We start from the raw sequence: 11,906 nt of genomic DNA, 5'->3' as shown, positions 1-11,906 counted from the left end.
GGGTGGGAGCGAAAGCGAAGCCAAAGTCAGAATGAAGCGAATAAAGACTAAACAGAGTGAAATCAAACAAATAAATAAAGTAATCAGCTTGTGACCGAGAGAACAAAGAACTAAAAGAAAAGACAAATTAGACGTTATTGAAGAATTATCTTGGCGGCGAGAGTGCAGTGGACCCACCTGAATCCATCCCGAACTCAGAAGTGAAACGCTGTAATGCCGATGGTAGTGTGGGGTTTCCCCATGTGAGAGTAGGGCACCGCCAGGTTTTATTTCTTAAGTTTATTCTAAGAGTAAGTTTAAGAAATAGAATTTTTTGGCAGTCATAATGCAATAGACCCACCTGAATCCATCCCGAACTCAGAAGTGAAATGTTGTAATGCCGATGGTAGTGTGGGGTTTCCCCATGTGAGAGTAGGACACTGCCAATTACCACATTAGCGGAGTGGTAGTTCAGCTGGTTAGAATACCTGCCTGTCACGCAGGGGGTCGCGGGTTCGAGTCCCGTCCATTCCGCCAATCTTTTCATACCAAATAGGGGCGTAGTTCAATTGGTAGAGCACCGGTCTCCAAAACCGGGTGTTGGGAGTTCGAGCCTCTCCGCCCCTGCCATCAAATAATTTCATTTTTTCATAAATAGACTTTATACTAATCCCATTTTAATTTAGAGGTTTATTTATGCCACATTCAATTCAAGACTTTATCGCATTAATTGCTCAACTTCGCCATCCTGATAAAGGCTGTCCTTGGGATCTAAAACAAAATTATGAATCAATGATTCCTTGCCTTATTGAAGAAACTTATGAAGTGATTGATGCCATTCAGAAAAAAGATGTCACTAATTTGCGTGAAGAATTAGGTGATTTGCTTCTCCAAGTTGTTTTTTTTAGTCAATTAGCCTCGGAAGATAACTATTTTAATTTTGATGATGTATTAAACGATGTGGCTGAAAAAATTATTCGCCGCCACCCACATGTATTTGCAGATGCGAAAGCAGAAAATGAAGAAGAAGCCCTTGTCCGCTGGAATAGTATTAAAGCCTTAGAAAAATCTAAAGTGCAGAATCAATCCATTCTAGATAATGTTCCCTCTGCTTTTCCTGCATTAATGAGGGCACAAAAGTTACAAAAACACTGTGCTAAAATCGGTTTTGATTGGCGTGAAATTGAACCGGTTTTTGCGAAAGTAGAAGAAGAATTACAAGAAGTGAAAGATGAATTTAATAAGAACACACAAAATATTGAAAGAATTGAAGAAGAACTCGGGGACTTGTTTTTCGCTACGGTTAATTTATCCCGACATCTAAAATGTAATGCTGAAGAAAGTTTACGCAAAGCGAATACTAAGTTTGAACAACGTTTCCGTAAGGTTGAGCAAAAAGCAAAAGAAATTGGGAAAGAACTGACCGCACTTTCTTTAATTGAAATGGATATCTTGTGGGATGAAGTGAAAAGAGAAGAAAAAATAGCGAGCTAGTTCTCGCTATTTTTTGCATTGTTTAATAATCACTTTGTGTATTATTAGTGTGACCAATAATTGAAATGCTTGCACTTGCACCGATTCGAGTTGCACCTGCTTTAATCATTGCTAATGCGGTTTCGGTATCACGTACTCCACCTGAAGCTTTTACACCAATATTACCAACGATTTTTTTCATTAATGCAACATCTTCAACGAGCGCCCCACCTTTGCTAAATCCCGTAGATGTTTTGACGAATGCCACACCGATTTCTTTACAGATCTCACAGGCTTTTATAATTTCATCTTTAGTCAATAAACAGGTTTCTAAAATAACTTTTAACGGTACACCATTGCAGGCGTTTAACACGGCTTGAATATCATCTTTTACTGCTTGCCATTTGTTAGATTTAATCCATCCTACATTGATCACCATATCAATTTCATTGGCGCCGGCTTTAATGGCTTCTTGCGTTTCAAAGGCTTTCACAGATGTTAAATTAGCCCCAAGAGGAAAACCGACCACAGTGCAAATCTTTACATCCGACCCCGCCAATTTTTCTTTTGCTAAGGGGATATAGCCTGAATTGATACAAACAGAATAAAAGCCATATTTTATGGCTTCATCACAGAGCGTTAAAATATCCTGTTCATTTTTCTCCGCGGTGAGTGCGGTATGATCAATATATTTTGCAAGGGTTTTGCTGTCCATTTTTGTTCTCCTTTATAATAAAAATTTGCTTGGCTATGATAGCAAAATATTATGAAATTTGACCGCACTTTTATGATAAGTTAGCCACATTTTTCTCGTTAGGTATTTTATGAATTTAAAAAAATTACTCAAAAATAGCATTTCTCTCGTGCTTACGTTAATTATCGTGAGTGGTATTTTGGATTTTATCCGTAAGCCTGAAATTCCACCGGAAATCAATGCAACGGCATTATATGATTTGCAAGGTAACGGTTTTTTCCTACCACAAATAGCCCAAGATAAACCCGTATTAGTTTATTTTTGGGGAACGTGGTGCAGCTATTGTCGATATACCTCACCGGCGATTAATGATTTAGCAAAAGAAGGTTATCCGGTGGTTTCTATTGCCTTACGTTCAGGAAATGAAAAGGAAGTCGAAGATTATTTAGCCGAACATCATTACACGTTCACGACGGTTAATGATCCTCAAGGGGAGATCGCGCAAAAATGGCAGATCAATGTCACGCCAACGATCATTATTTTGAATAAAGGAAAAATGGATCTTGCCACGACGGGTTGGACAAGTTATTGGGGGTTGAAAGTGCGGTTGTTTTTCACCGAGTTTTTAAGTTAAGGGAAGAGTAGCTTTTACCTTATCCTGAAAATCAATTACAATGACAGCAATTTTATATAACAAGAAGGGGCAAGATTATGATTATTGTAACCGGTGGTGCCGGTATGATTGGCAGCAACATTGTCAAAGCATTAAATGAAATAGGGCGTAAAGATATTTTAGTCGTCGATAACTTAAAAGATGGGACTAAATTTATTAATTTAGTCGATTTGGATATTGCCGATTATTGCGACAAAGAAGATTTTATCGCTTCCATTATTGCCGGTGATGATTTTGGCGATATTGATGCCGTATTCCATGAGGGGGCGTGTTCCGCTACCACGGAATGGGATGGCAAGTATTTAATGCAAAACAATTATGAATATTCCAAAGAATTGTTGCATTACTGCTTAGATCGTCAAATCCCATTTTTCTATGCTTCAAGTGCCGCCACTTACGGTGGGCGTACCGATAATTTTATTGAAAAACGTGAATTTGAAAGCCCGCTCAATGCCTATGGTTACTCAAAATTCTTATTTGATGAATATGTGAGAAAAGTGTTACCGACGGCAGAATCGCCGGTTTGCGGTTTCAAATATTTCAATGTTTACGGTCCGAGAGAGCAACACAAAGGTTCAATGGCAAGTGTGGCGTTCCACTTAAATAATCAAATGTTGAAAGGGGAAAATCCAAAATTATTTGCCGGTTCGGAAACTTTCTTACGTGATTTCGTTTATGTGGAAGATGTGGCAAAAGTCAATATTTGGGCGTGGCAAAATCGTATTTCCGGCATTTACAATCTTGGCACGGGTAATGCGGAATCCTTCCAAGCCGTTGCGGAAGCCGTAATTAAATTCCATGGCAAAGGGCAAATAGAAACAATTCCTTTCCCTGAACATCTCAAATCCCGCTATCAAACCTTTACACAAGCAGATTTAACCGCGTTACGTGCAGCCGGTTACAAAGGCGAATTTAAATCTGTTGCTGAAGGGACTGCAGCATATATGGCATGGTTGAATAAATAGTCTTTTGTGATTAAGTGATATAAAGTGCGGTTAAAATGCAACGTGTTTTTTAACCGCACTTTAGTATAGGAAAAGTATGAATATCCTCGTTATCGGCCCGTCTTGGGTTGGCGACATGATGATGTCGCATAGTTTATATCAACAACTCAGAATACAATATCCTCATTGCAACATTGATGTGATGGCACCTAATTGGTGTAAAGCTTTACTCGCCCGTATGCCGGAAGTACGCAATGCTATTGAAATGCCTTTAGGACACGGAACTTTTGCTCTTGGTGAACGTTATCGTTTGGGCAAAAAATTGCGAGGGCAATATGAGATGGCGATTGTATTGCCGAATTCATTGAAATCGGCCTTGATCCCGCTTTTTGCAAAAATTTCCGTACGGCGTGGTTGGAAGGGGGAAAGTCGTTATTTCTTGTTGAACGATTTGCGCAACAACAAACGGGATTACCCGATGATGGTACAACGTTATGTAGCATTAGCCTTTGAAAAAAATGCCGTACCGAACGCGCAAGCAATCCCGCTGCTAAAACCTTATCTCAGCGTTGAGCTGAGTCAGCAACAAGAAACGCTGAAAATATTCTCAAAACAGACCGCACTTTTGGGGGAGCGTCCGATTATCGGTTTTTGTCCGGGGGCGGAATTTGGACCGGCGAAACGTTGGCCTCATTATCATTATGCTGAATTGGCGACAATGCTCATTGAGCAAGGTTACGCAGTGGAAATTTTTGGTTCTCCAAAAGATGTGGAGGCGGGCGAAAGTATCCGTAACGCCTTGCCACAGGAGCAACAAGTTTTTTGTTTGAATCTTGCCGGACAAACCAATTTAAATCAGGCGGTTGATTTAATTGCAAATTGTGCAGCTGTGGTGAGCAATGACAGCGGTTTAATGCACATTGCAGCCGCAACCCAACGTCCGCTTGTTGCTGTTTACGGCCCAACCAGCCTAACCTACACGCCACCGCTTTCCGATAAAGCCGCGGTTATTCGTTTAATTGAAGGGGATTTAATGAAAGTGCGTAAAAGCAAAGATAGTGTAGAGGGGTATCACCAAAGTTTGATTGATATTACGCCTAAAATGGTGATGGAAAAATTGAACGAATTATTAGCAAAATCATGAAAATTTGTTTAGTTAAAACCTCCTCAATGGGAGATATTATCCATACCTTACCTGCTTTAACAGATGCTCTGAATGTCCTCCCTAATTTACAAGTGGATTGGGTTGTGGAGGAAAATTTTTCGGAAATCCCCAAATGGCATTCTGCGGTGAATCGGGTGATCCCTATCGCCCTCCGCCGTTGGCGAAAATTCCCTTTTTCTGTAAAAAACAGAAATGAATGGAAAATCTACCGCACTTTACTCCAAAAAGAACGCTATGATGCGGTGATTGACGCACAAGGATTATTTAAAAGCGCATTTTTTACTACCCGTCTCGTTAATGGTACAAAGCATGGCTATGATTGCCATAGTATTCGAGAGCCCATTGCTACTTTTTTTTATGATAAAAAATATGCTATTTCTTACCACCAACACGCCGTTGAACGCATTCGGCAGCTGTTTTCGCTAAGCCTTAATTATGAATTACCGTCTTCACAAGGTGATTACGGTATTGCACAACATTTTACTACTGCCTCTATTGAGCCTTATGTGATTTTTTTCCATTCTACTACCCGTGATGAGAAACATTGGCTTGAGCAGGAATGGAAAAATTTAATCGAAAAAATGACCGCACTTTCCGTGCAAATCCGTTTACCTTGGGGCAATGAAAAGGAAAAAGCCCGAGCGGAGCGTCTAGCGCAAGGTAAAGCCAATGTGGTGGTGTTACCCCATTTATCATTAACGGATCTCGCACAGCAAATTGCTGCATCTCAAGCAGTGGTTTCGGTCGATACGGGATTAGCGCATTTAACCGCCGCATTAGATAAACCGAATATTACACTTTATGGTGCGACTGACCCCAAATTAATCGGTTGTTATGGTAAAAATCAACAATACTTATTTGCTTCAAATATGGCTGAAATTTCTGCCGAGCAAGTCTTTTCAATGCTTGAATCACGATTAAATTGTTGTCAATGAAAAAGGAAAGTTTGTTTTTTGACCGATTTTTATCAAAAATCGGTTTATTTTTTATAATATTGGTGTAATCTTGCATTGACATTACATCTGGAGTGAATAAACTCCAAAAAAGTTTAATTTTTAATTTTATTTTTACTCAAAAGAAAGGAAAGCACTATGAAAAAGACACTTCTTGCTTTAATGGTTGCAGCATTCGCGGCAAGCTCAGCTCAAGCCTATCAATTTCATATTGAAGAAACCGGCACTGAAATTGATTTCAATGGTTCCCTTCGTTTGAAGTGGGAAAACATTAATCGTAAAACAGAAGGGGAGACTACCACGAAAAATATTTCTCACGGTGATATTGATAACAACGGCTCCCGTTTTGGTTTCAAAATCAAACAAAACCTCGGTAATGATTTTTATACGGTTGGTCGTGTAGAATGGCGTTTCCGTGATAATACGGGCCATCGTGGCTCAGAGGCCGAACCTAACTTGGCAAGTAACCGCCACAATAATTTTGGTCATATTTATACCCGTCAACTTTACGCCGGTTTTGGTCATAAAACCTATGGTGAATTGGTTTACGGTAATATGACGACGTTCACTGATGAAATTAAACAAACCGATTTACCAAATACATATAGTTTGAGTGATGGTTTATTGAATAATAATGCCCGTCGGGTTGTTCAATATACTAACCGTGGTGGTATTCTTCCTAACTTAAAATTCGGTGCCTATTATGGTGCAACAAGTCCACGTGGTACACAGGGGCTAGATATCGAACCACATCGTAATCACGTTTGGGGAGGCGGTGCCGTTTATAAACATAATATTGATGATTTACAAGATTGGACAAGCGCAGCAGGTTTTTCTCGTGAAACATTTGCAAACGGTCGTCAAGTCACAGCATATTCATTTGGTAATGCATACCGCTTTGATCACACCATATTAGGTTTAGATTTAGAACATCGTAATACCGCAAATCTTTCAACGAATTTTGGTAATGGCGCTAAACGTGCTCAATATGAAGCACGTGCAGTGGTATTCCAAGAATTAAATGAAGATTGGAATGCTTATGCGATGTATGCTTATCGCCACAACAAGTTAAAAAATACAACAGTGTCAGCAACAACAGAAAAACGTAGTGAAGTGATGCTGGGTACCGAATACTATGTTTACAAAAACGATAGCCTAAAATTAAAACCATTTGTTGAAGGTAAAGTGGCTCGTGTAAAAAATCTTGCAAACGAACAAGATGTAAAACAACGTGATTATGCCGCTGTTGTTGGTTTACGTGCATACTGGTAATAGAATTTATCTATATCTCGAAGCGAGTCAGAAACGGCTCGCTTTTTCTTTGGGATTGTAATTGTCTAAAATATCCCCATAATACAGCACAAGCTAAAAGTGCGGTAAAAATTATTCGCTCCTTTGGAGCCGTTGGCATAGCCAACGTTCAAAAAACTTTGTTTTTGGTGACCGCACTTTTTAGTTCACTTTAACAAGGAACAAACTATGAATTACACACAAGACAATGACAAACTTTACCGCTATCTTTTTCAAAACCGCGCTGTTCGTGGGGAATGGGTTCGTTTAAATCAAAGTTTTGTCGAGACCTTAAATACCCACCATTATCCACAGCCCGTGCAAAATTTATTGGGTGAAATGATGGTGGCAACCACATTACTTACCGCGACATTAAAATTTGAGGGTAATATTACTGTACAAATTCAAGGTGATGGTCCGCTTCGCCTCTCGTTAGTAAATGGCAATGATCAGCAACAAATTCGTGCTTTGGCCCGAGTGGAAGGGGAAATTTCACCTGAGATGACCTTGCATGAGATGATTGGCAAAGGGGTATTGGTGATCACCATTGCACCGAAAGAGGGTGAGCGTTATCAAGGCGTAATCGGGTTGGATAAACCTACTATTACTGAATGTTTAGAAGATTATTTTGTCCGCTCAGAACAGTTGCAAACCCAGCTAATTATTCGTACAGGGGAGTATGAAGGTAAACCGTCGGCAGCCGGAATGTTATTACAAATTATGCCTGATGGTGAAGGTTCTCCGGAGGATTTTGAACATCTTGCCACTTTAGCGGCAACGGCAAAAGATGAAGAGTTATTCGGTTTACCGGCAGAAGAAATGCTTTATCGGCTTTATCACGAAGAAACTGTGGAAGTGTATGAACCGCAAAACATTCAATTTTTCTGCGGTTGCTCGGCTGAACGTTCAGGTGCAGCGCTACTATTAATTTCTGATGAGGAGATTGATGAAATCTTAGAAGAGCATAAAGGCAGTATTGATATGCAATGTGAATGTTGTGGCACTCATTATTTCTTTAATAAAGAAGCTATTAGTAAATTAAAAGCCGCTGCACAAGCGGAATAACGAAAAATCCCGAGAATGAATCGGGATTTTTTGCATTTAAAGTGCGGTCACAAAAAACAAAGTTTTTTGAACGCTGGCTGTGCCAACGGCGTGCACAAATCACTTTAGTGATTTATGAATAATTTCCGCCTTGTTTTATTCAGGCGTAATCCATTCCACTGTCCAACTGCCGGTTCCTTCCGGTATGAGGGTTCTCACTAAATAAGGCAAAATAGCTTTCATTTGACTTTCTAATGTCCAAGGTGGATTAATCACAATCATACCGCTCGCTGTCATTCCTCGTTGATCGCTATCAGGGCGTACAGCTAATTCAATTTTTAGAATTTTACGAATACCGCTGGCCTCTAATCCTTTAAAAATACGTTTGGTTTGTTGGCGTAGCACTACGGGATACCAAATGGCATAAGTACCGGTAGCAAAACGTTTATAGCCTTCCTCTACTGCTTTGATGACTAAATCGTAATCTTCTTTAAGCTCATAAGGCGGATCAATCAGCACTAATCCACGGCGCTCTTTTGGGGGGAGAGTCGCTTTGACCTGTTGGAAACCATCGTCACGCTTTACGGTGATATTTTTAAATTCCTTAAAATTATTGCGTAATAATGGAAAATCGCTAGGGTGTAATTCCGTAAGTAAGGCACGATCTTGCGGACGTAATAATTGTGCCGCAATCATCGGCGAGCCGGCATAATAACGAAGCGCTTTCCCACCATAATTGAGGTTTTTGATTAAATCAACATAGCGGCTCACTTTTTCCGGTAAATCGGATTGTTCCCACAAACGCTCTATTCCCTCTTTATATTCACCGGTTTTTTCCGATTCGTCTGATGATAAACGATAACGTCCCACACCGGAATGTGTATCCAAATAATAAAACCCTTTCTCTTTGAGTTTTAGATTTTCCAAAATGAGCATGAGCACAATATGTTTCAACACATCGGCATGATTACCCGCATGGAAGGAATGACGATAACTCAGCATAGTTGTCCTTTTAGTTAAAAAGTGCGGTCAAGATTGGCCGCACTTTAGTGATGATTAAAATAATTCTTCCGGTTGTGCTATCGGGGTGGCATCTTGTATTTTACCTGTGCCGCCGTTTAAGCGTTGTTGCAATTCAGGTGGTACATAATAACCGCGCTCTTGCATTTCTGCCGCATAGGTGCGTTTCGGTTCTGTCCCTACGATAAAGTATTCTTTACGTCCACCATATTCTGAAAGTAAACCTGAGCTGCTATCAATAGTTTTTTCCATGATATTCGGTGGTAAATCAAGGTTTCGTTCCGGAATATCGGCAAGGGCGACTTTCATATAAGCAATCCATATTGGCATTGCTGTTTTACCACCCGATTCGCCACGACCCAATACACGTTTATTATCATCAAAACCTACATAGGTGGTGGTAACTAAATTAGCACCAAAACCGGCATACCAAGCTACTTTTGAACTATTTGTTGTTCCGGTTTTACCGCCAATATCTTTGCGTTGTTTGATTTCTTTTGACATTCTCCAGCTTGTTCCTTTCCAACTTAATCCTTGTTCACCGTAAATTGCCGTATTTAGCGCACTACGGATTAAGAATGCCAGTTCACCACTAATAACACGAGGAGCATATTCAATTTTTGATGTGCCGTCTTTAGCATTCGCCATTAAATCAACGGCATCATCATTTAATGTGCCATCTTGTGCTTGTAATTCAGGTAAATCAGGTACGTTCTCAGGCTGAACATCACCCTCTTCCGTATCTGTATTACTATTGCCTTTTGCGGTTTTTAAGTCATCCGGTTTTGCCACATCGGCAATGTTTTGGAAGCCGTCAATTTTTTCTTTTGTCTCACCGTAAACAACGGGAATATCATGGCAAGTAATACAAGCAATTTTTGGGTTGGCAATAAATAAATCTTTGCCGGTGTTATCTTGAATTTTTTCAATAATATAAGGATCAATTAAGAAACCGCCATTATCAAATACGGCATAAGCACGCGCCATTTCAAGTGGTGTGAAAGAGGCTGCACCCAATGCTAAAGCCTCGCTGGCAAAGTATTGTTCTCGCTTAAAGCCAAAACGTTGTAAGAAATCGGCGGTAAAGCCAATACCTGCTGTTTGTAGGGCACGGATTGCAATCATGTTTTTAGATTGCCCTAAGCCTACGCGCAGGCGCATTGGACCATCATAGCGATCCGGTGAGTTTTTCGGATTCCATACCTTTTGTCCGGGCTTGGAAATGGAGATTGGGCTATCCTGTAATACACTTGAAAGAGTCAAACCCTTTTCTAACGCTGAGGCATAAATAAATGGTTTGATAGAAGAACCCACTTGGACCAAAGATTGTGTCGCACGGTTAAATTTACTTTGCTCAAAACTAAAGCCACCGACTAACGCCTCAATTGCGCCATTATCGGAATTCAAGGACACTAAGGCAGAGTTGGCTGCCGGAATTTGCCCTAAAATCCATTCGCCATTATCCCGTTGGCGAATCCAAATTTGATCACCGACTTTTACCGGAGTTTTTCCTGCCCAACGCATCGCATTAGATGAAAGGGTCATCGTTTGATTGTTTGCCAGTAATAATTCTGCTCCATTTTTACCTAAGGACGTGACGGCAGCCGGTACGAAAGGATCAGAATTCGGTAGTTTTTTTAAGAAAGTAACAATGCGTTCGTTATCCCATGCGGTTTCACCTTTTTTCCATAGCGGTGCGCCGCCACGCCAGCCATGGCGCATATCATAGTTGATCAAATTGTTACGGACTGCTTTTTGTGCTTCTGCTTGATCTTTAGAAAGTATAGTAGTGAAAACTTTGTAGCCCCGAGTATAAGCGTCTTCTTCACCGAAACGTTTGACCATTTCCTGACGAACCATTTCGGTCACATAATCTGCCCGAAAATCAAACTTGGCACCATGATAGCTCGCATTAATAGGTTCTTTGAGAGCAGTATCGTATTCTTCTTTAGTGATGTATTTTTCATCTAACATACGGGCTAAAACGACATTACGACGTTCTTCAGCCCGTTTTAACGAATACAAAGGATTCATTGTGGAAGGGGCCTTTGGTAAGCCTGCAATAACGGCCATTTCAGATAAAGTGAGTTCATCTAAGGGTTTACCAAAATAGGTTTGAGCAGCAGCTGCAACACCATAAGAGCGGTAGCCCAAGAAGATTTTGTTTAAATAAAGTTCAAGAATTTCCGGTTTGCTTAATGCGTTCTCAATTTCAATGGCAAGTACGGCTTCTCGTGCTTTACGTATCAACGTTTTTTCCGGTGTTAAGAAAAAATTACGAGCCAATTGCTGTGTAATGGTACTTGCACCCTGTGAAGCTCCACCATTACTTATTGCAACGAATAATGCCCGTGTAATTCCCACCGGATCTAAACCGTGGTGATCATAAAAACGGCTGTCTTCCGTAGCTAAAAATGCCTCTATCAAACGTTGTGGTACATTTTCCAATTTCACCGGAATACGGCGTTGTTCGCCGACTTCACCGATTAACTTTCCATCTGCCGTGTAAATTTGCATCGGTTGTTGTAATTCAACGGTTTTTAAACTTTCCACTGAAGGTAATTCAGATTTAAGGTGGAGGTATAATCCCCCTCCTATCACTAACCCTAAAATACATAAGGTTAAGAGACTGCTAAATATTAATTTTGCGATCCGCATCGTAAAATTCTCT

Annotated in this window: 10 protein-coding genes, 2 tRNA genes and 2 rRNA genes; 11 read left to right on the top strand and 3 right to left on the bottom strand. The window is 40.3% G+C overall.

From position 1 onward, the window contains the following. Nucleotides 1–149 precede the first annotated feature (149 nt). The 5 genes from rrf (A3GE_RS0109385) to mazG all read left to right on the top strand — a co-directional run bounded on the left by rrf (A3GE_RS0109385) (nt 150) and on the right by mazG (nt 1,473). A 5S ribosomal RNA gene (gene rrf / locus A3GE_RS0109385) occupies nt 150–265 on the top strand. 47 nt (nt 266–312) lie between these two features. Then, nucleotides 313–428: ribosomal RNA gene (gene rrf / locus A3GE_RS0109380) — 5S ribosomal RNA — on the top strand. Nucleotides 429–439: 11 nt separating this feature from the next. Beyond that, a tRNA-Asp gene (locus A3GE_RS0109375) sits at nt 440–516 on the top strand. Between the two features lie 17 nt (nt 517–533). Next, nucleotides 534–609, top strand: a tRNA-Trp gene (locus A3GE_RS0109370). Between the two features lie 66 nt (nt 610–675). Continuing rightward, on the top strand, nt 676–1,473 hold the full coding sequence (gene mazG, locus A3GE_RS0109365) for a nucleoside triphosphate pyrophosphohydrolase (protein ID WP_018357005.1): 798 nt from the start codon (nt 676–678) through the stop codon (nt 1,471–1,473). 22 nt (nt 1,474–1,495) lie between these two features. Here the strand turns inward: mazG and deoC are convergent, their stop codons facing one another. Continuing rightward, nucleotides 1,496–2,167 (bottom strand): deoxyribose-phosphate aldolase, encoded by a 672-nt coding sequence (gene deoC / locus A3GE_RS0109360; protein ID WP_018357004.1) that lies wholly within the window; start codon nt 2,165–2,167, stop codon nt 1,496–1,498. A 109-nt stretch (nt 2,168–2,276) separates the two neighbouring features. Between deoC and A3GE_RS0109355 the strand changes: the two genes are divergently transcribed. The 6 genes from A3GE_RS0109355 to hslO all read left to right on the top strand — a co-directional run bounded on the left by A3GE_RS0109355 (nt 2,277) and on the right by hslO (nt 8,236). Further along, nucleotides 2,277–2,780, top strand: coding sequence for a protein disulfide oxidoreductase (locus A3GE_RS0109355; RefSeq protein ID WP_018357003.1), 504 nt, complete (start codon nt 2,277–2,279; stop codon nt 2,778–2,780). Between the two features lie 77 nt (nt 2,781–2,857). Next, nucleotides 2,858–3,784 carry an ADP-glyceromanno-heptose 6-epimerase gene (gene rfaD / locus A3GE_RS0109350; protein WP_018357002.1) on the top strand — a complete coding sequence of 309 codons (927 nt, stop codon included), beginning with the start codon at nt 2,858–2,860 and terminating at the stop codon, nt 3,782–3,784. 76 nt (nt 3,785–3,860) lie between these two features. Beyond that, nucleotides 3,861–4,907 carry a lipopolysaccharide heptosyltransferase II gene (gene waaF, locus A3GE_RS0109345; protein WP_018357001.1) on the top strand — a complete coding sequence of 349 codons (1,047 nt, stop codon included), beginning with the start codon at nt 3,861–3,863 and terminating at the stop codon, nt 4,905–4,907. Beyond that, complete coding sequence (gene rfaC, locus A3GE_RS0109340) at nt 4,904–5,863, top strand: lipopolysaccharide heptosyltransferase RfaC (protein WP_018357000.1); 960 nt, start codon at nt 4,904–4,906, stop codon at nt 5,861–5,863. The genes waaF and rfaC overlap by 4 nt, the downstream gene beginning before the upstream one ends. A gap of 156 nt (nt 5,864–6,019) precedes the next feature. After that, the gene (locus A3GE_RS0109335) at nt 6,020–7,153 is read left to right on the top strand and encodes a porin (protein ID WP_018356999.1); all 1,134 of its coding nucleotides are present in this window, start codon (nt 6,020–6,022) and stop codon (nt 7,151–7,153) included. A gap of 207 nt (nt 7,154–7,360) precedes the next feature. Next, nucleotides 7,361–8,236 carry an Hsp33 family molecular chaperone HslO gene (gene hslO / locus A3GE_RS0109330; protein ID WP_018356998.1) on the top strand — a complete coding sequence of 292 codons (876 nt, stop codon included), beginning with the start codon at nt 7,361–7,363 and terminating at the stop codon, nt 8,234–8,236. A gap of 135 nt (nt 8,237–8,371) precedes the next feature. Here hslO and A3GE_RS0109325 read toward each other — a convergent pair whose 3' ends face one another. Together A3GE_RS0109325 and A3GE_RS0109320 are read right to left on the bottom strand one after the other, a co-directional pair. Beyond that, on the bottom strand, nt 8,372–9,217 hold the full coding sequence (locus tag A3GE_RS0109325; RefSeq protein ID WP_018356997.1) for a 23S rRNA (adenine(2030)-N(6))-methyltransferase RlmJ: 846 nt from the start codon (nt 9,215–9,217) through the stop codon (nt 8,372–8,374). Nucleotides 9,218–9,271: 54 nt separating this feature from the next. Further along, on the bottom strand, nt 9,272–11,893 hold the full coding sequence (locus tag A3GE_RS0109320; protein ID WP_018356996.1) for a penicillin-binding protein 1A: 2,622 nt from the start codon (nt 11,891–11,893) through the stop codon (nt 9,272–9,274). Nucleotides 11,894–11,906 lie beyond the last annotated feature (13 nt).

The sequence above is a fragment of the Rodentibacter pneumotropicus DSM 21403 genome (genome assembly GCF_000379905.1).
GTDB lineage: Bacteria > Pseudomonadota > Gammaproteobacteria > Enterobacterales > Pasteurellaceae > Rodentibacter > Rodentibacter pneumotropicus.
This window is presented reverse-complemented; position numbering and strand designations above follow the sequence as displayed.

What these genes read in the sequence shown, in the direction of transcription:
- rfaD (WP_018357002.1), top strand. Translation starts at nt 2,858, where the DNA reads ATGATTATTGTAACCGGTGGTGCCGGTATGATTGGCAGCAACATTGTC.
- A3GE_RS0109335 (WP_018356999.1), top strand. Translation starts at nt 6,020, where the DNA reads ATGAAAAAGACACTTCTTGCTTTAATGGTTGCAGCATTCGCGGCAAGC.
- mazG (WP_018357005.1), top strand. Translation starts at nt 676, where the DNA reads ATGCCACATTCAATTCAAGACTTTATCGCATTAATTGCTCAACTTCGC.
- A3GE_RS0109325 (WP_018356997.1), bottom strand. Translation starts at nt 9,217, where the DNA reads ATGCTGAGTTATCGTCATTCCTTCCATGCGGGTAATCATGCCGATGTG.
- waaF (WP_018357001.1), top strand. Translation starts at nt 3,861, where the DNA reads ATGAATATCCTCGTTATCGGCCCGTCTTGGGTTGGCGACATGATGATG.
- A3GE_RS0109320 (WP_018356996.1), bottom strand. Translation starts at nt 11,893, where the DNA reads ATGCGGATCGCAAAATTAATATTTAGCAGTCTCTTAACCTTATGTATT.
- rfaC (WP_018357000.1), top strand. Translation starts at nt 4,904, where the DNA reads ATGAAAATTTGTTTAGTTAAAACCTCCTCAATGGGAGATATTATCCAT.
- A3GE_RS0109355 (WP_018357003.1), top strand. Translation starts at nt 2,277, where the DNA reads ATGAATTTAAAAAAATTACTCAAAAATAGCATTTCTCTCGTGCTTACG.
- deoC (WP_018357004.1), bottom strand. Translation starts at nt 2,167, where the DNA reads ATGGACAGCAAAACCCTTGCAAAATATATTGATCATACCGCACTCACC.
- hslO (WP_018356998.1), top strand. Translation starts at nt 7,361, where the DNA reads ATGAATTACACACAAGACAATGACAAACTTTACCGCTATCTTTTTCAA.